This is a genomic window from Duganella sp. SG902, assembly GCF_013376005.1.
Lineage (GTDB): Bacteria > Pseudomonadota > Gammaproteobacteria > Burkholderiales > Burkholderiaceae_D > Rugamonas.
On sequence record NZ_JABMJK010000011.1, the window covers coordinates 86,504 to 107,779 of the forward strand.

22 protein-coding genes are annotated in these 21,276 nt (G+C 62.8%); 5 read left to right on the forward strand and 17 right to left on the reverse strand.

Annotated features, from left to right (window positions below; all coding sequences use genetic code 11):
- Positions 1 to 49: 49 nt before the first annotated feature.
- From FHW83_RS21660 to phaC, 7 genes are all read right to left on the reverse strand, one after another.
- Entirely contained in the window at positions 50 to 1,135 is a 1,086-nt protein-coding gene (locus FHW83_RS21660) for an ABC transporter ATP-binding protein (protein ID WP_176648433.1), read from the reverse strand.
- 2 nt (positions 1,136 to 1,137) lie between these two features.
- A complete protein-coding gene (locus FHW83_RS21665; RefSeq protein WP_373997249.1) occupies positions 1,138 to 2,016 on the reverse strand; it encodes a carbohydrate ABC transporter permease in 879 nt (292 codons plus the stop codon).
- A gap of 86 nt (positions 2,017 to 2,102) precedes the next feature.
- The gene (locus FHW83_RS21670; protein ID WP_176648434.1) at positions 2,103 to 2,987 is read right to left on the reverse strand and encodes a carbohydrate ABC transporter permease; all 885 of its coding nucleotides are present in this window, start codon (positions 2,985 to 2,987) and stop codon (positions 2,103 to 2,105) included.
- 3 nt (positions 2,988 to 2,990) lie between these two features.
- A complete protein-coding gene (locus tag FHW83_RS21675; RefSeq protein WP_176648435.1) occupies positions 2,991 to 4,232 on the reverse strand; it encodes an ABC transporter substrate-binding protein in 1,242 nt (413 codons plus the stop codon).
- 51 nt (positions 4,233 to 4,283) lie between these two features.
- Positions 4,284 to 5,630 (reverse strand): GH1 family beta-glucosidase, encoded by a 1,347-nt coding sequence (locus FHW83_RS21680; protein WP_176648562.1) that lies wholly within the window; start codon positions 5,628 to 5,630, stop codon positions 4,284 to 4,286.
- 232 nt (positions 5,631 to 5,862) lie between these two features.
- Entirely contained in the window at positions 5,863 to 6,420 is a 558-nt protein-coding gene (phaR, locus tag FHW83_RS21685) for a polyhydroxyalkanoate synthesis repressor PhaR (RefSeq protein WP_176648436.1), read from the reverse strand.
- A 201-nt stretch (positions 6,421 to 6,621) separates the two neighbouring features.
- The gene (gene phaC / locus FHW83_RS21690; RefSeq protein WP_176648437.1) at positions 6,622 to 8,271 is read right to left on the reverse strand and encodes a class I poly(R)-hydroxyalkanoic acid synthase; all 1,650 of its coding nucleotides are present in this window, start codon (positions 8,269 to 8,271) and stop codon (positions 6,622 to 6,624) included.
- Positions 8,272 to 8,301: 30 nt separating this feature from the next.
- Here phaC and FHW83_RS21695 point away from each other — a divergent pair, with 30 nt between their 5' ends.
- The gene (locus FHW83_RS21695) at positions 8,302 to 8,499 is read left to right on the forward strand and encodes a hypothetical protein (protein ID WP_176648438.1); all 198 of its coding nucleotides are present in this window, start codon (positions 8,302 to 8,304) and stop codon (positions 8,497 to 8,499) included.
- A gap of 2 nt (positions 8,500 to 8,501) precedes the next feature.
- Here FHW83_RS21695 and pgeF read toward each other — a convergent pair whose 3' ends face one another.
- Both pgeF and FHW83_RS21705 read right to left on the reverse strand, forming a co-directional pair.
- Positions 8,502 to 9,290, reverse strand: a complete 789-nt coding sequence (gene pgeF / locus FHW83_RS21700) for a peptidoglycan editing factor PgeF (RefSeq protein WP_176648439.1) — start codon at positions 9,288 to 9,290, stop codon at positions 8,502 to 8,504.
- Positions 9,290 to 10,300 (reverse strand): RluA family pseudouridine synthase, encoded by a 1,011-nt coding sequence (locus FHW83_RS21705; RefSeq protein WP_218106391.1) that lies wholly within the window; start codon positions 10,298 to 10,300, stop codon positions 9,290 to 9,292. The genes pgeF and FHW83_RS21705 overlap by 1 nt, the downstream gene beginning before the upstream one ends.
- Before the next feature lie 87 nt (positions 10,301 to 10,387).
- Here FHW83_RS21705 and FHW83_RS21710 point away from each other — a divergent pair, with 87 nt between their 5' ends.
- Complete coding sequence (locus FHW83_RS21710; protein WP_176648441.1) at positions 10,388 to 11,203, forward strand: outer membrane protein assembly factor BamD; 816 nt, start codon at positions 10,388 to 10,390, stop codon at positions 11,201 to 11,203.
- A gap of 80 nt (positions 11,204 to 11,283) precedes the next feature.
- On the opposite strand, the gene yaaA is transcribed toward FHW83_RS21710, so the two are convergent.
- A complete protein-coding gene (yaaA, locus tag FHW83_RS21715) occupies positions 11,284 to 12,054 on the reverse strand; it encodes a peroxide stress protein YaaA (RefSeq protein ID WP_176648442.1) in 771 nt (256 codons plus the stop codon).
- Between the two features lie 36 nt (positions 12,055 to 12,090).
- Between yaaA and FHW83_RS21720 the strand changes: the two genes are divergently transcribed.
- The 3 genes from FHW83_RS21720 to FHW83_RS21730 are packed head-to-tail and all read left to right on the forward strand — an operon-like array spanning position 12,091 to position 14,727.
- On the forward strand, positions 12,091 to 12,525 hold the full coding sequence (locus FHW83_RS21720; protein ID WP_176648443.1) for a putative toxin-antitoxin system toxin component, PIN family: 435 nt from the start codon (positions 12,091 to 12,093) through the stop codon (positions 12,523 to 12,525).
- 25 nt (positions 12,526 to 12,550) lie between these two features.
- On the forward strand, positions 12,551 to 13,729 hold the full coding sequence (locus FHW83_RS21725) for a pyridoxal phosphate-dependent aminotransferase (protein WP_176648444.1): 1,179 nt from the start codon (positions 12,551 to 12,553) through the stop codon (positions 13,727 to 13,729).
- Positions 13,730 to 13,743: 14 nt separating this feature from the next.
- Positions 13,744 to 14,727: an HD-GYP domain-containing protein gene (locus tag FHW83_RS21730; RefSeq protein WP_176648445.1), complete on the forward strand. Its 984-nt coding sequence runs from the start codon at positions 13,744 to 13,746 to the stop codon at positions 14,725 to 14,727.
- Between the two features lie 90 nt (positions 14,728 to 14,817).
- Here FHW83_RS21730 and FHW83_RS21735 read toward each other — a convergent pair whose 3' ends face one another.
- From FHW83_RS21735 to pilM, 7 genes are read right to left on the reverse strand one after another with little or no spacing between them, the layout of a single operon-like run.
- Entirely contained in the window at positions 14,818 to 15,969 is a 1,152-nt protein-coding gene (locus FHW83_RS21735) for a tetratricopeptide repeat protein (protein ID WP_176648446.1), read from the reverse strand.
- The gene (locus FHW83_RS21740) at positions 15,966 to 16,862 is read right to left on the reverse strand and encodes an ExeA family protein (protein WP_176648447.1); all 897 of its coding nucleotides are present in this window, start codon (positions 16,860 to 16,862) and stop codon (positions 15,966 to 15,968) included. Before FHW83_RS21740 ends, FHW83_RS21735 begins: the two co-directional genes overlap by 4 nt.
- A 2-nt stretch (positions 16,863 to 16,864) precedes the next feature.
- Positions 16,865 to 18,640 carry a pilus (MSHA type) biogenesis protein MshL gene (gene mshL, locus FHW83_RS21745; protein WP_176648448.1) on the reverse strand — a complete coding sequence of 592 codons (1,776 nt, stop codon included), beginning with the start codon at positions 18,638 to 18,640 and terminating at the stop codon, positions 16,865 to 16,867.
- Positions 18,641 to 18,655: 15 nt separating this feature from the next.
- Positions 18,656 to 18,991 (reverse strand): hypothetical protein, encoded by a 336-nt coding sequence (locus FHW83_RS21750; protein ID WP_176648449.1) that lies wholly within the window; start codon positions 18,989 to 18,991, stop codon positions 18,656 to 18,658.
- On the reverse strand, positions 18,976 to 19,686 hold the full coding sequence (locus FHW83_RS21755) for a hypothetical protein (RefSeq protein ID WP_176648450.1): 711 nt from the start codon (positions 19,684 to 19,686) through the stop codon (positions 18,976 to 18,978). The genes FHW83_RS21750 and FHW83_RS21755 overlap by 16 nt, the downstream gene beginning before the upstream one ends.
- A complete protein-coding gene (locus tag FHW83_RS21760; protein WP_176648451.1) occupies positions 19,683 to 20,300 on the reverse strand; it encodes a hypothetical protein in 618 nt (205 codons plus the stop codon). Before FHW83_RS21760 ends, FHW83_RS21755 begins: the two co-directional genes overlap by 4 nt.
- Positions 20,297 to 21,241: a type IV pilus biogenesis protein PilM gene (pilM, locus tag FHW83_RS21765; protein WP_176648452.1), complete on the reverse strand. Its 945-nt coding sequence runs from the start codon at positions 21,239 to 21,241 to the stop codon at positions 20,297 to 20,299. Before pilM ends, FHW83_RS21760 begins: the two co-directional genes overlap by 4 nt.
- Positions 21,242 to 21,276: the final 35 nt, after the last annotated feature.

The window sequence follows — 21,276 nt, forward strand, 5'->3', positions numbered from 1 at the left end:
GCCTACGGCAGAGGCCGTGTAGAAATGGAGGACCTGACCCCGGAGTTTTTCAGAGCCGCTGTTCGCTGGCTCCGTCAAACAGGGAAATACGATTGGTACGGATCGAGAAGCTGATGTCCTTCTCGGGTTCGATCAGCTGCTGGTCCTGCACGATGCCCGCGACCTGCGTGCCGTGGAAGTCCAGCCACACCACGCGATGCGCGCCCATGGCCTCGATCAGCGAGACCGATGCGCGCACCGCCTGACCGACGCCGTCGCCATGCCCGACGTCGATGTCCTCCGGCCGCACGCCCAGCACGCACGCGTGCCCGCCGTTCAGCGGCGCCTTGAATGGATAGCCGCTCACGTCGACCGACAGGTGCTCGTTGCTGAACAGCGTGCGCTCGCCCCGCTGCTCCAGCGTGCCTTTGAACAGGTTCATGCCCGGCGATCCCAGGAAGGTGGCGACGAACAGGTTGGCCGGCGTGTTGTAGATGACGTCCGGCGTGTCGAACTGCTGCACCACGCCGCCCTTCATCACGGCCATGCGCTGCGCCAGCGTCATCGCCTCGACCTGGTCGTGGGTGACGTAGATCATGGTGGCGCCCAGCTGCTTGTGCAGTTGTTTCAGCTCGCGCCGCAATTCGGTACGCAGCTTGGCGTCGAGGTTGGACAGCGGTTCGTCAAACAGCATCACGTCGGCCTCACGCACGATGGCGCGGCCGATCGCCACCCGCTGCCGCTGCCCGCCCGACAGGTTGGCCGGCTTGCGCTTCAGCAGCGGCCCCAGTTGCAGCATGTCGGAGGCGCGCGTGACGCGGCGCGCTATCTCCGCCTTCGGCGTGCCGTTGATGCGCAGGCCGAACGACATGTTCGCTTCCACGTTCATGGTCGGGTACAGCGCGTATGACTGGAACACCAGCGCGATGCCGCGATCCTTGGGATCGGCCCAGGTCATGTCCTTGCCGCCGATTTCAATCTGGCCGGCGCTGGTGTCGATCAGCCCCGCGATGCTGTGCAGCAGGGTCGATTTGCCGCAGCCCGAAGGGCCAAGCAGCACCACGAACTCCCCCGCGTTCACGTCGAGGTTGAGCGATTCAATCACCTTGTTGCCGCCCAACTGAATCTGCAAATTACGAATAGCTACGTTAGACATGTTTAACCCTTCACTGCGCCAGATGCGATGCCGCGCACGAACCAGCGGCCGGAAATAAAGTAGAGCGCCAGCGGCACGATGGACGTCAGTATCGTCGCCGCCATGTTCACGTTGTACAGGCGCTCGCCGGTGGTGGTGTTGATGATGTTGTTCAGCTGGACCGTCATCGGCAGGTGCTCGGAACCCGCGAACACTAGCCCCAGCAGGAAGTCGTTCCAGATGCCGGTGACCTGCATGATGACCGCGACCACGATCACCGGCGTCGACATCGGCAGCATCAGTTGCAGGAAAATTCTCCAGAACCCGCCGCCGTCGATGCGCGCCGCCTTGAACAATTCCAGCGGCAGCGCCGCGTAGTAATTGCGGAACAACAGCGTCATCACCGGCATGCCGAAGATGGTGTGGATCAGGATAATCCCCGGCAGGGAGCTAAACAAATTCACCGACGCCAGCACGCGCACCAGCGGATAGATCATCACCTGCACCGGAATGAAGGCGCCCATCATCAGGATGGCGAACAAGAATCCCGCGCCGCGCGGACGCCAGAACGACAGCGCATAGCCATTCACCGCGCCGATGGCGATCGACAGGATGGTACTCGGCACCACGATGGCGACCGAGTTCCAGAAGCCGCCCTTGATGCCGTTGCATTCCAAACCGGTGCAAGCCGAGGACCAGGCCTGCGCCCAAGGCTCCAGCGTGAAGTGCCGCGGCAGCGCGAACAACATGCCGAGCCGGATCTCTTCCATCGGCTTCACCGAGGTCACCAGCATCACGTACAGCGGCAGCAGGAAGAACAGCGCCGCGACGATCAGGAAACCATACACGCCGACGCGGGCCGGCGTCCAGGCCAGCTTGCGGCGCGGGCGCGGCGTCGGGATGCTGGCGTCGTTGGCGGCGGCCAGGCGGGCCTGCTCCGCGGCGCGCGCGGCATCAGCGGTTTTATCGAGTTTCACAACTTGTCCCATCATGCCCCCAATGCGGCGCGGCGATTGCGCACGAAGTACAGCGGCGCGACGATGGCCAGCACGGTCAGCAACAGCACGATCGAAGCAGCGGAAGCCAGCCCGATGTTGGCGCGGCCGAACAGATAATCCATGATGAATTTGGCCGGCACTTCGCTGGCCGTGCCCGGACCGCCCTGCGTCATCGCCACCACGGCGTCGAATACCTTCACCACCATCACAAACAGCAGCACAAAGGCCGTGGATACCGATGGCCCCAGCATCGGCAGCACGATGCTGACGTACACGCGCCAGCGCGGGATGCCGTCGATGCGGGCGGCCTTCCAGATTTCCTCATCCACGCCGCGCAGGCCGGACAGCATCAGCGCCATCACCAGCCCGGACGCCTGCCACACGGTGGCGATCACGATGGTGTAGATGGCCATGTCCTGATCGACGATCCAGTCGAATTGCGCGGTGGTCCACCCAAGCTTGTGCAGCACTTCCTGGATGCCCAGCTCCGGATTCAGGATCCACTGCCAGATCAGGCCCGTCGCCACGAACGACATCGCATACGGATACAGGAACACGGTGCGCAGCGCGCCCTCCGCCATCACCTTCTGGTCGATGAACACCGCCAGCAGGAAGCCGATGATCAGGCACAAGGCGATGAACAGCACGCCATACACCGCCACGTTTTGCAGCGACAGCAGCCAGCGCTCGTTGTTGAACAGGCGGATGTACTGCGACGCGCCAACGAAATCGCTGGCCGGGAAAGTGCGCGAGCTGCTAACCGATACGCGGGCCGTCCACAGCATGGTGCCGAGGTAGGCCAGCAGTACGGTCAGCGCCATCGGCAGGATGGCGATGTAAGCCGCGATTGAAACGTTCTGGCGTTTCGTCACCATGCCTTATTCGCCTTTAATGGCGCGGGCGAAGGCTTTTTGCGCATCGTCCGCGGACTGGTTCTTGTTCCAGTAGCTGGTCAGTACATCCTGCAGCGCGCCGGTGGTGTCCGGGGTGGCCAGCATTTCGGTGTTGGGCAGCTGGCGCGACTTGTCCTTCATGATGGACAGGCCAAGCTTGGCACACAGGTCGAGCTGCGATTCATCCACGTCGCCGCGAATCGGGATCGCGCCTTTACGCGCGGCGAACGCCACCTGTGCCGATGGAGACGTTACCACATTGGCCAAAAGTTTTTGCGCCTTGACGGCGTTGGCGTCGTTCGTTTTCGGGAACACGAAGGCGTCGCCGGCGACGATGTATGGCGCTTTCGGACCGAAGCCCGGATAGCAGCCGAAGTCTTTGCCCGCCACCTGTTTGGCGGCGGCGAATTCGCCCTTGGCCCAGTCGCCCATGATTTGCACGCCGGCCTTGCCTTGTACGACCATGGCGGTGGCGTCGTTCCAGTTGCGGCCCGGCGAGCCGGCATCGACGAAGCCTTTCAGCTTTTTGAACTCGACCAGCACTTGTTTGAACTGCGGCGACATCACGGCCTTCTGGTCGCGGTCACGATAGACCTTCAAGTACAGGTCCGCGCCGCCCACCATGGCGAAGATGGCGTCGAAGGTGATCTTCTCCTGCCACACCTGGCCTCCGAAGGCCAGCGGCACCACGCCTGCGGCTTTCAGCTTGGCCAGCTGCGCCAGGAATTCTTCCCACGTCTGCGGCTCGTTGGTGATGCCGGCTTTTTTATACGCGGCCTTGGAGTAGAAGAACCAGGCCGGCATGTGGATGTCCACCGGCGCGGCATAGAAGTGGCCATTGATCTTGATCGCCTGCAGGATCGACGGTGGCATGATCTGGTCCCACTTGCCGGCGATCGCCACGTCGTCGACGTTATTCAGCAAGCCCTGCTCGACGAAATCGCGGAACTGCTTGGAGGTGTTGAACTGCGCGGCGGTCGGCGCGTTGCCGCCGACGATGCGGTTGATGGTGGTGGCGCGCGATTGATCGGCGCCGGCGATGGCCTGGTCGACCCACTGGCCGCCGGCCTTGTTATACGCTTCCGCAAACTGCTTGACGGCGGCCGATTCGCCGCCCGAGGTCCACCAGTGAATCACGGTGGCTTTCAACGGCGCTTGCGCATGCGCGGCGCCGCTCCCTGCCAGTGCCAGCGCGAGCGCGCCGGCCAGTTTTGAGGCCTTGACCATACTGTTTGTCTCCCTTGAGGGCGTCGAAGCGCCCCATTCTATTCGTGTGGCTTAATTTTGGGCGGATCGCTCTGCCAAAAACTGTGTCACCAGTTTTGCACTCTGTTTCAGCGTACGCTTCTGCGTGGCGTAATCGACATGGATGATACCGAAACGGCGCTCATAACCAAAGGCCCATTCGAAATTGTCCATCAGCGACCAGATAAAGTAACCGCGCACGTCGACGCCCGCCTTCACCGCCTGATTGACCGCCTCCAGGTGGCGGTTGAGGAAGGAGATGCGCTGGTGGTCATGCACTTCGCCGTTCACCACTACGTCGTCGGTGGCCATGCCATTCTCGGTGATGTAGATCGGTGGCAGGTTCGGGTAATCACAATGGAAGCCCACCAGCAGGTGGCGCAGGCCGTACGGATACACTTCCCACCCCATCTGGGTGCGCTCCACGCCCTCCAGATCAACCTCGGTGTAGCCATGCTTGCCGTCGCTGACCACATTGGTGCGGAAGTAGTAGTTAATGCCTAAAAAATCGAGCGGCGCGCCGATAATGTCCATGTCGCCATTCAGAATGGTCGGCTCGGCGCCCGGCCACAGTTCCCACAGCGCCGATGGATAGGACTTCTTCAGCAGCGGGTCGAGCACCCAGTTATTGTGCTGCAGTTCGAACAGCCACGCGGCCCGCTGGCCGGCGGCGCTGGTGTCGGTGCTGGTGCCGCGTCCCACGTTGGCGACGATGCCCACCTGCGCCGATGGATCGTTGGCGCGCAGATGCCTGACCGCCAGGCCGTGGCCCAGCAAGAGGTGGTGCATGGCCTGCGTCGCGAACACCACGTCCTGCTTGCCCGGCGCGTGGTGGCCGGTGCCGTAGCCGTGCATGGCCGAGCACCATGGCTCGTTCAGCGTGGCCCACGCGTCGACCAGGCCTTTGAGCTCCTTGCTGATCATGTCGGCGTATTCGGCGAACTTGTAGGCGGTGTCGCGATTGACCCAGCCGCCCTTGTCTTCCAGGGGCTGCGGCAGGTCCCAGTGGTACAGGGTGACGTAGGTTTTCAGGCCCTTGGCGCGCAAGGCCTTCAGCAGCTTGCGGTAGAAGGCGATGCCCTTCTGGTTGGGCTGGCCATCGATGGTCATCACGCGCGGCCAGGCGATCGACAGGCGGTAGGCGCCCACGTTCAACGACGCCAGCAGCTCGACGTCCTCTTCCCAGCGGTGGTAATGGTCGCAGGCGAATTCGCCGGTGTCGCCGGCCAGCGTCTTGCCCGGCGTGGCGGAGAACGTGTCCCAGATCGACGGCAGGCGGCCGTCTTCGTGAATGGCGCCTTCGATCTGGTAGGCGGCGGTGGCCGCGCCGATCAGGAAATCCTTGTTCCACAGGACCGAATCGGCCGGCGGCGAAAACATCTGCTCTACCACAACATCTCCTTGGTTTTAGTTTTTAGTGGAAGCGCTTCCACAAGATGTTGTCGATAGTACTACCGAAGAATTTGGGGTGTCAACGAGTTTGTGGGGATTTTGTAATCTGGCTACAGAAACGAGCCGCCGAAACGTCATTCCGGCGCAGGCCGGAATCCATGCTTCGCTAAAAGGTCAGCGTTCTATGGATTCCGGCCTGCGCCGGAATGACGTAGTGAAATTACTTCTTGTCGGTCGGCGTCGGCGGGACCGGCGCGAATGGGAAGGTGCCGAACAGGTTCTTGCTCTGGTTCTGCATCTGCTCCTGCATCTGCACGAACAGGCTCTTGCTCTGGTCGATGTAGTTGTTCATCATGCCCTGCATCATCGGGCCCTGGACGTTCATGAACTGGGTCCACATCTCAGGGCTGAACGGCTGGCCGCCGACGGCGGTGCTGGTGAACTTACGCTGGATGTCGGTAAAGGCCTGGACATTCTTTTCCAGGTACGAGCCCATCATGCCCTGCATGGCGTGGCCGTAGAAGCGGATGATCTGCGCCAGCACGTCGCTGGAGAACATCGGCGCGCCGCTGGCTTCCTCTTCCAGAATGATCTGCAGCAGGATGCTGCGGCTCAGGTCTTCATTGGTCTTGGCGTCAACCACCGTGAACTCTTCGTTGTCCAGCACCAGTTGCTTCACGTCGGTCAACGTGATGTAGGAGCTGGTTTGCGTGTCGTACAGACGACGGTTCGGATATTTTTTAATCAGGCGGTCAGCGTTTTTTTTCGCACTACTCATCACAAGTCCGTTTATTGCGCCGCAGCGCATGTCTCTTAAAAATCGGAAAGAAGCGAACGGATAGTCCGCTTCCCGCGTGCCTACTTTACTTATTATAGAGGGGAAAAAGCCCGTCTTGCACAATCTGATATAACTTTTGGCCTTTATTGCAACGCAACCATTTTTACATCCAGACAATCCAAGGCTTTTTCCACAACGTAATTAATCTGCCTTTACCTTAACATATCGGCCCGGGGCCGGCTCGATCGGCGTGTAACGGCTGTTGCCGGGCTTGGTCTTGGCCTTGACCTTCTTGCCGCCGTTGTCGTTCAGGAAGGTCGACCATTCCGGCCACCAGCTGCCCGGCTTCTCGGTGGCGCCGTCGAACCATGCCTGCGCCGTCCTGGCCTTGCCGCTGTCGTTGATCCAGTAGCTGCGTTTGTTCTTCACCGGCGAGTTGATCACGCCGGCGATGTGGCCGGAAGCGCCCAGCACGAAGCGTGTCTTGCCGCTCAGGATGGCCAGCGAGTCGAAGGCCGACGGCCAAGGCACGATGTGGTCCTCGCGCGACCCGTAGATGAAGGCCGGCACATCGATCTTGCCCAGATCCACCTTCTCGCCCGCCACCACCAATTTGCCGGTCTTGAGCTTGTTTTCAAGATAGGTGTTGCGCAGATACCAGCAGAACATCGGCCCCGGCAGGTTGGTGCTGTCCGAGTTCCAGAACAGCAGGTCGAACGCGGCAGGATCGTTGCCCTTGAGGTAGTTGGACTGCACGTAATTCCACACCAGGTCGTTCGGGCGCAGGCTGGAGAAGGTGCTGGCCAGGTCGCGGCCCGGCATCAGGCCGCCGCCCTTGAGCTGCTGCTCGCGGATCGCCACCTGCGCCTCGTCGACAAACACATCCAGCACGCCGGTGTCGCGGAAATCGAGGAAAGTGGTGAGCAGGGTCAGGCTGTTGGCCACCTGCTCGCCGCGCGCGGCCAGCACCGCCAGCGCGGTCGACACAATGGTGCCGCCGACGCAGAAGCCAAACATGTTCAGCTTGTCCTCGCCGGTGATGTCCTGCGCCACGCGGATGGCCTGGATCACGCCTTTTTCCACGTAATCGTCCCAGGTGGTGCCGGCCAGCGATTTGTCCGGATTGCTCCACGAAATCAGGAACACGGTGTTGCCCTGCTCCACCGCGTAGCGCACCAGCGAGTTTTCCGGCTGCAGATCCAGGATGTAGTACTTGTTGATGCACGGTGGCACCATCAGCAGCGGCACCTGGTTGACGGTGGCGGTTTTCGGCGTGTACTGGATCAGCTGGAACAGCGGGTTCTCGTACACCACCGTCCCCTCGGTGACGGCCAGGTTGCGGCCGACCTCGAACGCCGATTCGTCCGACAGCGAGATATGGCCCTTGTTCATGTCGGCCAGCATATTGGCCAGGCCCTTGGTCAGGCTCTCGCCCTTGGTTTCGATCAGCTTCTGCTGCGCTTCCGGATTGGTGGCCAGGAAATTGGCCGGCGACATGGCGTCGATGATCTGCTGCACGGCGAAGCGGATCTTTTGCTTCTGCTGCGGAGTGGCTTCCACCGTCTCCACCATCGCGTTCAGGAATTTGGCGTTCAGCAGATAGGCGGCGGCGTTAAACGCCGACATCGGATTCCCCTGCCACGCGGCCGAGCTGAAGCGGCGGTCGCTGATGGCCGGCGCCTTGCCGCTGATGAATTCCTGCCACAACGCGCCAAAGTCCTTGAGATAATCGTTTTTCAGCTGCTCCATCGCCTCCGGCTTGATATGCAACCCCGCATCCTGCATCATGGCGGCCAGCGGATTGGACTGCATCCAGGCACTGGCAAAAGCTTGAGGATCTGGCATATTCATCTGTGGTTCCCTAAAAGTGAGTTAAACACAATGCTGATTGTTGCGGTTGCTTGGATCTATGTCGTCGGCCTGATGGCATTGACGGAAACCTCCGTCGTTGCGGGAATTGTAACGTTTTTGTTCTACTGCGTGCTGCCTCTGGGGACCTTGATGTACATCGCCGGCACCGGCAAGCGCAAAGCGCGGCGGCGGGCCGCCTTGCAGAAAGATCAGCCGCCGCCACAGTAAGCTCATTTGATCCAGATCAGTGTGGCCTGACGGCCGGTGACGCCGTCCCGGCGATAGGAATAGAAGCGGCCCGAGTTGGATACGGTGCAGAACTCGCCGCCATGCACTTGCCGCACGCCGGCGCGGTGCAGCAGATAGCGCGCCAGGCCGTAGATATCGGCCAGGAACTTGCCCGGCTTGCCGTCGATGGCGCTGAATGCGGCCTCCACATGGCGCACGCCGGACGCGTCAAGCGCGCCCTGCAGGAAAGCCTGCCTGACCTCCGGTCCCACCTCGAACTGGTACTGGCCGATGGCCGGCCCCATCCACGCCATCAGCTCGCCGGCGCCGGCCGCGCGCATGGCTTCCACCGTGTTTTCCAGCACGCCGGAGGCCAGCCCGCGCCAGCCCGCATGGGCGGCGCCCACGGTCTTGCCCTCCTCGTCGCAGAACAGCACCGGCAGGCAGTCGGCCGTCATGATGGTGCACACCTTGCCGGGAATGGTGGTGAGGCAGGCGTCGGCCTCCGGCACCTGCTGCGCCCGCACCTCGGCCAGGTTAACCACCGCCGTGCCATGCACCTGCGACAGCCAGACCGGCTCGTTTGGCAACTGCGCGCGCAGAATGTCGCGGTTTCGCGCGACGTTGTGCGGCTGGTCGCCGACGTGGGTCCCCAGGTTGAGGCCGCCGCCGCCCATGCCATCGTCATACGGCGCCGGGCTCACGCCGCCGCGCCGCGTGGTGGACATCACCCCGATGTTTGCTGGCAAACCCGGCCAGTGCGGGATCAACCACTGCTGATGTATCGACATTACATGTGTTCCGGTTCCTCGATGCCGGCACGGGCCAGCAGTTCGGCAAAATCTTGCGCCAGCGGCACCCGCCACTCGCATGCTTCGCCGGTGGCCGGATGCACCAGCCCCAGGCGGCGCGCCTGCAGCGCCTGGCGCGGGAAATAGTCGGCCAGATGCTGCTTGCCGTACACCGTGTCGCCCACCAGCGGGAAGCCGATCGACTGCATGTGCACGCGGATCTGGTGGGTGCGGCCGGTTTCAAGACGGCACTGCACCAGACTGACGGGACGGCCCTCGCCCAGCTTGCCGCTGGCGATCAGCGAATAATGGGTGATGGCCGGCTTGGAGCCCATGCCGGTCGACACCGCCATCTTGACGCGGTCGCGCGGGTGGCGTCCCATCGCAGCATCAATAGTACCGCTTATGCGCGGCGTGCCCCACACCAAAGCGAAATACTCGCGCTTGACGGTGCGCGCGGCCAGCTGGCGCACCAGGTCGGTCTGGGCGGCCAGCGTCTTGCCGACCACCATCAGGCCGCTGGTATCCTTGTCCAGGCGGTGCACGATGCCGGCGCGCGGCACACCGCTCAGCTGCGGGCAATGGTGCAGCAGGCCGTTCAGCAGCGTGCCGGACCAGTTGCCGGCGCCCGGGTGGACCACCAGTCCGGCCGGTTTATTAATGACAATCAGGTGCTCGTCTTCAAAAACAATGTTAAGTTCGAGCGGTTCCGGCTTAAAAGCCTCGTCTTCCGGCTCCGGTTGGGGCAGAATGACGATCTTCTCGTCGCCGTAGACGGTGTCCTTGGTGCTTTTGGCGGTTTTACCGTCGACCGTGACAAAACCGTCGGCAATCCAAGTTTGCAGGCGGCCGCGGGAAAATTGCGGCACCAGGCCGGAGATCACTTTATCGAGGCGCTGGCCGCAATGTTCGGGGCTCAGTGCGAGTTCGATGGGCGCCAGACCGTCGTCATCGTCATCGTGGAGCGCCAGTTCGGCGTCGGCATCGTGTTCGGAGGAAGATTCGGCCAAATTCGGCTTTGCGTTTAATATCACGGTAATCCTATCGGCTATAATTAGCCTCGTAAAACTTTGGTTAAACAGTTTCTTGCAAAAGATATGCAAAAAAAATTATCGGTAGTCGCAGCAACAGTAGTTCTGCTTGGTTTGTCCGGTTGTGGCCTTTTCTCTGAAAAAGCCGACGAAACAAAAGGTTGGAGCGCTACGAAATTATACTCGGAGGCGAACGAAGAACTGGAAGGCCAGCACTACGAGCGCGCAATTCAGCTGTTTGAAAAGCTGGAATCGAGCTATCCGTTCGGCACCTACGCCCAGCAGGCGCAGATGAATATCGCTTACGCGTATTACAAATCGCAGGACCAGGCGCAGGCGCTGGCGGCGGTTGAGCGCTTCATCAAGCTGCACCCGAATCACGCCAACGTCGATTACATGTACTACTTGCGCGGCCTGATCAACTTCAACGATCAGATCAGCTTCCTGAACTTCATTTACGAGCAGGACGCCACCGAGCGCGACCCGAAAGCCACGCGCGAAGCATATGCGGCCTTCAAGGAGCTGGTGACCAAGTTCCCGGAGAGTAAGTATACCCCGGATTCCCTGGCCCGCATGCGTTATCTGCTGAATGCGATGGCGTCGTATGAGATTCACGTGGCGCGCTACTACTACCGTCGCGGCGCCTACCTGGCGGCGGCCAACCGCGCCATGGGCATCATGAATGACTTCCGCGATACGCCGGCTATCGAGGAGGCGCTGTTCATCATGATCCGCAGCTATGACAAGCTGGGCATGACCGAGTTGAAGAACGATACCGAGCGCGTCTTCAAGCTGAACTACCCGAACTCCAAGTTCCTGGATGAGGGCAAGAAAGCTGGCCGCAAGTGGTGGAACTTCTGGAGCTCCAACGCCAGCATGTAACCCCGGGTCGTTCCGGCGAAAGCCGGAACCCATAGAACGCAAGCTCAGCATGGATTCCGGCTTTCGCCGGAATGACGTGCTTAGGCCTCCAGCTTGCGGCGGAAGATCCAGGTTTTCTCGTCCGAGGCGTCCGGCACGAAGCGGTAGCCATCAACGTCGAATTTCTTCAGCTTGTGCGGATTCGTGATCCCTTTCACCGCCGCGTAGCGCGCCATCAGACCGCGCGCGCGCTTGGCGTAGAACGAAATGATCTTGTATTTGCCATTCTTCCAGTCCTCGAACAACGGCGTAATCACCGGCAGTCCCAGCGCCTTAGGCTTGACCGACTTGAAGTATTCCTCGGACGCCAGATTGACCAGCGTATCCGCCCCCTGCTCCCCCGCCGTCTGATTGAGCGCACGAGCAATGGTGTCGCCCCAGAAGTCATACAGGTTCTTGCCGCGCGGCGTAGTCAGGCGGGTGCCCATTTCCAAGCGGTGCGGATGAATCAGGTCCAGCGGACGCAACATGCCGTACAACCCCGACAAAATCCGGATGCGCGATTGCGCATAGTCCAGCTGGGCCGGCTTGAGGGTGCGGGCGTCCAGCCCATCATAGACGTCGCCATTGAAGGTCATCACGGCCTGGCGCGCTTCGCTGGTGTCCTTGCTCCACGACGCATAGCGCGCCACGTTCAGCGCCGACAGGTTGTCGGACAAGTCCATCAGCTCGCCCAGTTCGGCCGGGGTGAACTCGCGCAGGCGGTTGATCAGCAGTTCGGAGTGATCGAGAAACGACGGTTGGGTATGCAACTTGGTGGTGGGCGGGGTCTCCAGATCGAGACTTTTTGCCGGGGAAAGCACTATCAGCATAAGATTCCAAAAAACATTTTCACATAACTACCCCACATGATACCTGTTCCAAAGAAAGTCGTTATCGACACCAACGTTTGCCTCGACCTGTTCGTGTTCAACGATCCGCGCTGGGCCAAGCTGGTGAACGCGATCGAAAGCGGCGAAATCGAAGCCGTCACCCGCGCCGATTGCCGCGACGAATACAACATCGTGCTGCACTACAAACACCTGCCGCTGGATGATGACAGCCGCCCATTGGCCGCCGCCCGTTTCGACCAGATGATCAAGGTGGTGGCACCGCCCGAATCCGGCGTCAAGCTGCCGGTCTGCAGCGACAAGGCTGACCAAAAGTTCCTGGAAATCGCCCGTGACGCCGGCGCCGAGGTGCTGATCACGAAAGATAAAGCGCTGCTGAAACTGGCCCGTCGCCTGGCGCGCGAAGGCATGTTCAAGGTGATGCTACCGGAGAAGTGGATTGCGCTAGAATAAGCTAACCGTCCACTACAAAGCCACCATGAACAGCCGCACCGATCTCCCGCTGACGCCTGCCCTGACCACCCGCCTGCCGGCGGTTGGCACCACTGTGTTCACCCGCATGTCCACGCTGGCCGCGCAAGCCGGCGCCGTCAACCTGGGACAGGGATTCCCGGACTTCGGCTGCGAGCGCAGCCTGCTGAATGCCGTCAACGACGCCATGCAGGCCGATTTCAACCAGTATCCGATGATGAGCGGCGCGCCGGTGCTGCGCCAGGCCATCGTCGCCAAGATCGCGGCGATTTACGGCCACCAGTACAACGTTGACAGCGAGATCACCGTCACCGCCGGCGCCACCCAGGCGCTGACCACGGCGATTTTTTGCTGCGTCCATCCGGGCGACGAAGTGATCGTCATCGAGCCGGTCTACGACAGCTACGTGCCGGCGATTACGCTGGCCGGCGGCGTGCCGGTGGCGGTCGAAATGGAAGTCGGCGCCAATGGCTACACCGTGCCGTGGGCCAAGGTGGCCGCCGCCGTCACCGGCAAGACGCGCCTGATCATCATCAACACGCCGCACAACCCGACCAGCACCGTGCTGCGCGCCGCCGACATGCAGGCGCTGAGCGACATCGTGCGTGGCACCGACATCCTGATCCTGTCGGACGAAGTGTACGAACACATGGTCTACGACGGCCACCAGCACGAATCGGTGAGCCGCTATCCCGAGCTGGCGGCGCGCGCCTTCGTGGTGTCCAGCTTTGGCAAGACTTATCACGTTACCGGCTGGAAGATCGGCTACGTGGCCGCGCCCGCGCCGTTGATGGCGGAGTTCCGCAAGGTCCACCAGTACAACGTCTTCAGCGTGAACACGCCGATGCAGCACGGGATCGCCAGCTACATGGCCGATCCCAAGCCCTACCTGGAACTGCCGGCGTTCTACCAGCGCAAGCGCGATCTGTTCCGCGACGGTTTGAAAAATACGCGTTTCGAGTTGCTGCCGGCCGACGGCACCTACTTCCAATGCGTGCGGTACGATAAAATCTCAACACAGACAGAGGCCGAATTCGCGGAGTGGCTGACCACCGAAATCAAGGTGGCGGCGATACCCGTATCGGCGTTTTACCAGCAAGGCAAGGAGTCCGGCATCGTGCGCTTCTGCTTTGCCAAAAAAGATGAGACCCTGGCACTCGCATTGGAGCGGCTGGGCAAAGTGTAGATCGGGATCACAAAATGTCCGAGACTAATCAACTGCAATCGCCGCTGGAGGCGCCGGCGTTTGCGGAACCCACGCCGTCGGTGCTGCATCAGCTGAACCTGTGCAACCGCGAGCTGGAGCGCCTGCTCCACAATCTGCGCAACGAACACAACGCCGAGCGCGAGATCCGCGATATCGCGCGCCAGGTGGTGCAGGCGGTGGAGCTCAATCCGGACGTGGCGCTGGCCTGCATTTTCCTCAGCCAGATCAACGGCACCTACGCCGTGCGCCATTGCATCGAGACGGCCGTGGTGACGGTGGTGATCGCGCGCGCGATGCAGCTGGACGCGGGCAACACGCTGACCGTGACGGCCGCCGCGCTGACCATGAACGTGGGCATGCTGCGCCATCACGAGACGTTCCAGAACAAGAACACCCCGCTCACCAGCGAGGAGATGGCCATCGTGCGCCGTCACCCGGAGGAAAGCGTGGACATGCTGCGCTGCGTGGGCGTGCAGGACGACGACTGGATTTCCTGCGTGCTGATGCACCATGAGAATGATGACGGCAGCGGTTATCCGGCCGGCATCGCCAGCCCGGAGGTGACCTTGAACGCCAAGCTGTTGAGCCTGGCGGACCGTTACTGCGCGCAGGTGTCGGCGCGTAATTACCGCCGCTCGCTGCCGCCACGGCTGGCGTTGCGCAATCTGATCGAGGATAAGGCGGCGCCGGTGGATCCGCTGCTGGTGCAGTATTTCCAGCGCGAGCTGGGCGATTATCCGCCGGGGTGCGTGGTGCGTCTGACCAGTGGCGAGATTGGCGTGGTCAGCCAGCGGTTCTCGGGCGGCGAAGGACGCGGCATTCACTGCCTGCGCGATCCGGCCGGGGCGGTATTGTCGCCGGCCATGCAGCGGCGTACCGGGGATGGAGATTGCTGCATCGCCGAGTCGCTGAGCGAGGATCAGGCGTCGATCCGCTTCAGCATGAAGCAGATCTGGGGCGCGCAAGCCAGCCTCTGACCGTCATACCGGCGAAAGCGGGTATCCATGGAACGGATGCGCTGTGTTGAAGCACGCGTTCTATGGGTTCCGGCCTCCGCCGGAACGACGTTAGCGGGATAGCTGTTCGATCTTGCGTTCGATGAAGCTGCGCAGCTCCGGCGTCAGGCCCGGGTTGGCGCGCGCGCGGTTGTAGGCTTCGCGCGCTTCCGGCAAGTGCTGCTCGGCCTGCAACGAGATACCCAACCCCATCCACCACACGGCATTCTGCGGCGACAGTTGCAACGCGTGGCGATAATGCTCGGCCGCCTCGCTGTGGCGCTGCTCGCGCTGCAGCACGCCGGCCAGGAACGCGTGATAGTCGGCATTGTTGTCAGCATATGGCAGCGACTTCAACAGCGTCTCCAGCGCCGGACCGCCCTTCTCCAGCTGCAGCCGCGCCAGCACCATGGCCAGTCCCGGCTGACGCGGATCGACGCCCAGCGCCAGACGTAGCTGGCGAATCGCGTCGTCGGTGCGGCGGTTTTCCAGCAGCAGGCTGACATAGGTCTGGCGCGCGGCGTCATTGCGCGGATCGACTTCGACCGCCTTGTCCAGGTCCGCCAGCGCGGCGCTCACGCGGCCCTCCTGCAAGGCCGCCAGCGCGCGGCGATAGCTGTTCTCCGACATCTGCTTGGGCGTCAATTCGCGCAGCACCACGCCGTCGCTGGCGGGCGACGCGTCGGCCGGCGCGCGCGCCTTGCGCGATGGCGCGGCGTCGGCCTCCCCAGCCTCGGCCACGCGAGCCCGGCGGGCGCTCCGCTTGGCCTGCGCTTCGTCGCCAGCCGCGTCCGGCGCCGGAGCCGCGCGATCGTGGCCAACGGCCGACTCCCCGTGCTTGGTGGCGCCCCCCGCCACCGCGGCGGCATTGGTTGCGTCGCTCGGCGCCGGGCCGGCGGCGGCCTCATTGCGGCCCTCCCCTGCGCTCGCCGGCGCGGCCGGCTTCGCGGCGGGCGGCTCCTGCACGCGCGGTTGTATCGGAATGCGGTTATCCACCACTCTCACCACCGGCGCGGGCGGCGGCGCGCTGCGCGCCTGCCACCAGTGCCAGCCATACCATCCGCCGGCCGCCAGCACCAGCACGCCAGCCGCCACCCCGCCCAGCACCAATGGGCGCCGGTCGCGCTCCCTGGCCGGCACCGCCTTCACCTCGTCCTGATGCACAGCCGACGCGCCACCACCGCGCGCGTCCAGGTCCTGCAGCATTTTATTTATCAAGCTCATTTGGTCAGCGCCCAAGTCAGGCCGCACGCGGCAATCAGCAGGCTCACACCACCCGCCATCCACGCCCAGCGCAGGCGGCCGCGCACGCCGGTCACGGTGTCGCTGGCGGCCAGCGAGACGTGGCGGCGCGTCACCTGCTGCTTGCCCTCGCCGTAGCACAGCATCAGGGCCTTGTTGGCCATGATATTCACTAAACGCGGAATGCCGCCGCTCGATTTGTACAAGCCCGCGATCGCGCCACGGCTGAACAAACGCCCGCCCGCATAACCCGCCACGCGCAGGCGATGCGCGAGGTAATACTCGATGTCGTCGCGCGACAGCGGCCCCAGGTGATAATGGAAAGTGATGCGCTGCGCCAGCTGGCGGATCGAGTTCGCCTGCAAGTGCTGGTTCAGCTCCGGCTGGCCGAATAGCACGATCTGCAACAGCTTGCGCTTCTCGGTTTCCAGGTTGGTCAGCAGGCGCAGCGCCTCCAGGCTCTCGGTGGGGATCGCCTGCGCCTCGTCCAGCAGCAGCAAGACCTGCTTGCCCTCGCGCGCGAGATCCATCAGCCGATGCGTGATCGACTTCAGCAACTGATGCTGGTCGACGTCGCGCTCCAGCGGCACCTCCAGCTCATCGGCCAGCGCCAGCATCAGGGTGCGTGGCTCGAGATAGGGATTCGGAATATAGGCCGTCACGAAATCCGGCCCCACCGTGGCGATGAACTTGCGGCACAACAGCGTCTTGCCGGTGCCGACTTCGCCGGTGATCTTGATGAAGCCCTCGCCGCTCTTGGCCGCCACCAGCAAGGTGTTCAACGCCTCCTGCGAATGCGGGCTGGTGAAGAAGTAGCTGGTATCCGGCGTGATGCTGAACGGCGCCTCGCGCAGGCCGAAGTGTTTGCTGTACATGATTAATTGCGTCCCTTGGCGCGGCCCGGATCGAGCTCTTTCATGCGGCGGCCGCTATCGAGCAAGTCCTGGTTCCAGTCCGACGACGACTCAATCACGGTCGGCTTGATCAGCACCACCAGCTCGCGTTTCTGGATCACCTCGCTCTTGCTGCCGAACAGCGCGCCCAGCACCGGCACGCTGTTCGCGCCCGGCACGCCCGAGCGGTCGGTGGTCGTGGCCTGGCGCATCAGGCCGCCAATCGCCACCACCTGGCCGTTCTGGCCACGCACCATGCTATCCATTTCCGACGTCGACGACGCCGCCAGCGGCAGGTTGAAATTGCCCAGCGAGCCCAGGTTCAAGCCCTTGTTGACGGTGGACACCTGGCTCACCGACGGGTGCACGTGCAGGATGATGTTGCCGTCCTCGTCGATCTGCGGCGTCACGTCCAGCACCACGCCCGAGAAGAACGGCTGCAAGGTCACGGTCGGCGTGCTGATGCCGCCGCCGGAGGAGTTGGTGGTGGTCGTGGTGCTGACGCCGGTCACGTAGAACTCGTCGGTGCCGATCTTCAGCAGCGCCTTCTGGTTGTTCAGCGTGGCGATGCGCGGGCTGGACAACACATGCACCGTGCCCTGCCCTTCAAGGAAGGAAATCAGCGCGGCGAAATTACTGGTCTGGAAGGCCATGCCGAACAGCGAGCCGACCGCGTCGCTGGCCGCGCCCAGCGTGCTGCCGGGCGAGCTGGTGATGGCGGTCTTGCCGGTGCTGGCCAGCGGCGTGCCCAGCGGACCCAGCGTGCTGCCCGGCTGCAGCGTGCCGGCCGAGAAGCGGTTGTTGCCGCCCGCCGCGAACTTGCCGAACGCCGCCCAGTTGATGCCGCTCTGGAAGTTGCTGTTCAACTCCACTTCCAGAATCTTGGCCTCAAGGATCACCTGACGGTCCACCGACAGCTGCGTGGCCTTCAGATACATGTCCACGTTGCGCAGCTCGTCCGGCATGGCGCGGATCACGATCACGCCCGACTGCGGGCTGATGGTGACGCTGCGGCCATCCTTGCCGATCTCCACCAGGGCTTCCAGCGCGGTCTTCAACTCCAGCCAGAAATCGCTTTCCGACCGGGTCGAGACGTTGGCGGAATCGCGCTGGGTATTGGTGCCGGTGCCGCTGGGGTTGTTCGGATCGGTGCCGTTGTTGTTACCGTTGTTGTTGCCGTTATTGTTGTTGTACGAACCGTTGTTCTGGCCGCCGCTATTGCTGACGCCGGCGTTCGCCACCGAGGTGGACGACACGCGCAGGCTGGAGCCACCCTTGCGGATCGCCGTCAGGTAGTTAATCTTGAACATCTTGGTCTGCATGGTCAGCGGACGGATGTAGATGCGCGTGCCCTCCACCTTGTAATCGTAGCCATACAGCTCGCGCACCGCGTCCAGCGCCTCGAACAGCGTCACGTCCTTCAGGTTGGCGGTGATGGTGCCGGTCACCTCCGGGTTGATCAGCATGTTGTAGCGCGTGCCGGCCACGATGGAATTGTAGAACTGCTGCACCGGCACGTTGTTGAACGACACGTTGAAGCGCTCCTCCAGCACCGCGCGCGCCTTCGGCAGCTGGTCGGCCAGCTGCGACACCGGCGGCAGCAAGGCGCTGGCCACCGCATCGTTCTGGGTGACGACGGCCGGCTTGGCGGCGGCGCCGTTCACCTCGCTGGTGATCTTGTCATAGGTGTCGCGCGTGGACGGCGTCTGGCAGCCGGCCAGCAGCAGCGTGACGAGGGCGATGGTCAGGATGTTTTGCATAAGCGTTCTTCGCGTTTATTTTGCCGACGGTTCGGGGAACAGCGTCAGCACTTGCTTGTTGCGGCCGTTTTGCAGCACGACCTGGTTCTTGCGCACTTCCACCAGCACCGCGCCGTTGAATTTCTCACCCTTGCGCACGGTCTGGCCATCGATCACCGCCACCTGGCGTCCGTGCGAGCCGATCAGCACCGATTGCAATCGCGGGCCCTGCGGCACGGCCGGCGCCGCCGGTTGCGCGCCCGGCGTCAGGCGCGCCTCCGGCGGTGGCTGGGTCGGATCGACCAGTTGCGCATGGGCCGCGTCGGCCAGCAGCAATACCATGCAGAACAGGCGCCTCATAGCTTCATCCATTTCTGATCCAGGCTCAGCGTGTACAGGGTCAGCGTCAGGCGCGAATTGGGATACTGCTGCGCATCCAGCCTGGCCTTGCCCCAAAACAGTTGCACGGGCAGCGATTCCAGCGCCTCCATGTAGCTGATCATGTCGAGATAACTTCCTTGCAGCACGATTTCCACGCCGTGGCGGTACAACAGTTCGCGCGGCTTGGGCGCGACCTTGGCCGGCGCGGGCGCTGCGGCCGGCGGGGGCTCAGCCGGCAGCACCGCTTCGTTCAGCCCGGCCACCGGCAAGGTTTTCATCGACATCAGCTTCAGCTTGCCGTTGCCGCGCAACAGTTGCTCCAGCAAGGGCGCGATCTTGTTCGGCGCCACCAGGCCTTTTTGCACCGCCATCAGGCCGGAGCTGGTGGTGTCGATCTCGTGCCGCACGGCTTGCAGCTTCTCCCGCGTGGCCGCGTCGGGGTCGACGATAAAGCCTTGCGCCATGGCGGAAATCTCGAGGTCGATACCGGCCACCTGGTTTTGCTGCTGCTTGATCTGGCCGCGCAGCAGCTTTTGCTTGTTCAGCAGCGGCTCCAGCGACACCGTGTACAGCAGGAACAGGATAGCGGCCACCACCGCCGCGAACACCATGGCGCGCTCGCGCAAGGTCATCGCGTCCAGCTTGGTGCTCAGCTTAAGCCATTGCTGCAGCAATTGCTGTTTCATTTAGCCGCCTCCTGCGCAGTCGATTGCAGGCTGAACTCCACGAACGGCGAGGTCTCGGCCGATGCCTGTGGGCGCCCGATGTCGAGGCTGGCGAAGCTCTTGCCGCGCATCACGCGCTCACCGGTCAGGCGGTTGATGTAGTTCGGAATCAGGGTGGCCTGCATGGCGCGGCCTTGCACGCCGATGTCATTGCCGGCGCCGTTGATGCTGACGCCGGTCAGCCACAAGCCGCTGACGTTCTGGCGCGAAAACGCACGGAAGTATTCGGCGTAACCGGCCGTGTTGCCCAGCGCCCCGCCCTGCAGCACCGACGACACGTCGTGCAGCGCCTTCAGTTCCGCCTCGGCCTCGGCCACCTGCGCGGCCAGCGCCGGGTCCTTGGCGCGCGGCGCGAACTGCGCCTTCGCCTGCAACAGCCGCTGCTCGCGCTTGGCCAACGCGACCTTGCCGGCGGCTGCTTCCTTTTCCAGATCTGCCACGCTCTGGCTGGCGTACCAGTTCAACAACAGCGCGCCGGCCACGATCACGCCCAGCGCCTCCATCATCGGCAAGGCGGTGAAAATCTTCTTCTGCTTGAGGAAGATGGGGTTGAACAGGTTGATCTGCTGGCTCACAGATGCACCTCCTCATGCCGCAGCGCCGCGCCCAGCGTCAGGAAGAAACGCTGCTGCTGCGCGGTGTCCTGCAATTCGGGGGCCTTGCTGAGGTCGAACACGTCGTCCAGCGTCATCGCCTCCACCGGCATGTACAGGTTGCTGGCCAGGTGCTCGTGCAAACCCTCGGCGCCGGTCGGCGCCAGCAGCAGCTTGAGCACGTTCACGTAACTGAACTGGCGGTCGAAGTGGTCGAGCGAGCGTTGCAGTTCCAGCGTGATCTTGTCGAAACAGGCGTGCTGGCGGTCGGAATCGCGCTCCATCAATTGCGCCAGCGTGACGTCGATGCGGCGCGACAGGTAAAGCTCGGCCTTGTAGGTGATGGTCAGCAGGCCGCCGTCGGCGTCGAACGACAGCATGGCCAGGCCGCGGCCGTCGGTTTCCAGCAGCGCGGAGATGTTCCGTTGCGCCATCTCGGGGATATCGATCACGGTCAGCGCCAGCTTGGCTTCGCTGAACAGCGCCTGGCGAGACTGGATCAGCGCGTTGCGGGCGGCGATGGCGAACATGGAATGGCCGCGCGCGGCGTTGCTGGGATCGACGGGGATGTCGAGCACATCGATGGTGGCGTCGTCGACGTGGAAGTCCAGCATATCCTTCAAGCGCCAGCGCACGGCGGTTTTCAATTCGTCTTGCGGCACATTGGGCGCGTCGACCATCAACAGCTGGTACTCGCCGCCGTTGAGCATGGTGCCGCAGTTGTAGCTGCCGGCCTTCTGATCCTTGTTGAGTTTGTCGAGCGCCTCGGGCGAGAGGCTGGCGTCCGATGGATAGAAGCTCGACACTTCCACCAGAGCCTTGGCGTCGCGCCTGCGCTGAACGCGGCCCGCGCAGATGCCGTCCCTCAGAAAAGTGACAGTCAGCCAGCCATCGGTTTTTTTAGCTCTTTTAAACAAGCCCATAGATCAACACACGAGGTTTACGCGCTAGATGATTG

Coding starts and splice junctions, on each gene's coding strand:
- FHW83_RS21755 (WP_176648450.1), bottom strand. CDS start 19,686: ATGAAACAGCAATTGCTGCAGCAATGGCTTAAGCTGAGCACCAAGCTG.
- phaR (WP_176648436.1), bottom strand. CDS start 6,420: ATGAGTAGTGCGAAAAAAAACGCTGACCGCCTGATTAAAAAATATCCG.
- FHW83_RS21660 (WP_176648433.1), bottom strand. CDS start 1,135: ATGTCTAACGTAGCTATTCGTAATTTGCAGATTCAGTTGGGCGGCAAC.
- FHW83_RS21695 (WP_176648438.1), top strand. CDS start 8,302: ATGCTGATTGTTGCGGTTGCTTGGATCTATGTCGTCGGCCTGATGGCA.
- phaC (WP_176648437.1), bottom strand. CDS start 8,271: ATGAATATGCCAGATCCTCAAGCTTTTGCCAGTGCCTGGATGCAGTCC.
- FHW83_RS21720 (WP_176648443.1), top strand. CDS start 12,091: ATGATACCTGTTCCAAAGAAAGTCGTTATCGACACCAACGTTTGCCTC.
- FHW83_RS21730 (WP_176648445.1), top strand. CDS start 13,744: ATGTCCGAGACTAATCAACTGCAATCGCCGCTGGAGGCGCCGGCGTTT.
- FHW83_RS21740 (WP_176648447.1), bottom strand. CDS start 16,862: ATGTACAGCAAACACTTCGGCCTGCGCGAGGCGCCGTTCAGCATCACG.
- pgeF (WP_176648439.1), bottom strand. CDS start 9,290: ATGTCGATACATCAGCAGTGGTTGATCCCGCACTGGCCGGGTTTGCCA.
- yaaA (WP_176648442.1), bottom strand. CDS start 12,054: ATGCTGATAGTGCTTTCCCCGGCAAAAAGTCTCGATCTGGAGACCCCG.
- pilM (WP_176648452.1), bottom strand. CDS start 21,241: ATGGGCTTGTTTAAAAGAGCTAAAAAAACCGATGGCTGGCTGACTGTC.
- FHW83_RS21710 (WP_176648441.1), top strand. CDS start 10,388: ATGCAAAAAAAATTATCGGTAGTCGCAGCAACAGTAGTTCTGCTTGGT.
- FHW83_RS21670 (WP_176648434.1), bottom strand. CDS start 2,987: ATGGTGACGAAACGCCAGAACGTTTCAATCGCGGCTTACATCGCCATC.
- FHW83_RS21675 (WP_176648435.1), bottom strand. CDS start 4,232: ATGGTCAAGGCCTCAAAACTGGCCGGCGCGCTCGCGCTGGCACTGGCA.
- FHW83_RS21680 (WP_176648562.1), bottom strand. CDS start 5,630: ATGTTTTCGCCGCCGGCCGATTCGGTCCTGTGGAACAAGGATTTCCTG.
- FHW83_RS21725 (WP_176648444.1), top strand. CDS start 12,551: ATGAACAGCCGCACCGATCTCCCGCTGACGCCTGCCCTGACCACCCGC.
- FHW83_RS21735 (WP_176648446.1), bottom strand. CDS start 15,969: ATGAGCTTGATAAATAAAATGCTGCAGGACCTGGACGCGCGCGGTGGT.
- mshL (WP_176648448.1), bottom strand. CDS start 18,640: ATGCAAAACATCCTGACCATCGCCCTCGTCACGCTGCTGCTGGCCGGC.
- FHW83_RS21750 (WP_176648449.1), bottom strand. CDS start 18,991: ATGGATGAAGCTATGAGGCGCCTGTTCTGCATGGTATTGCTGCTGGCC.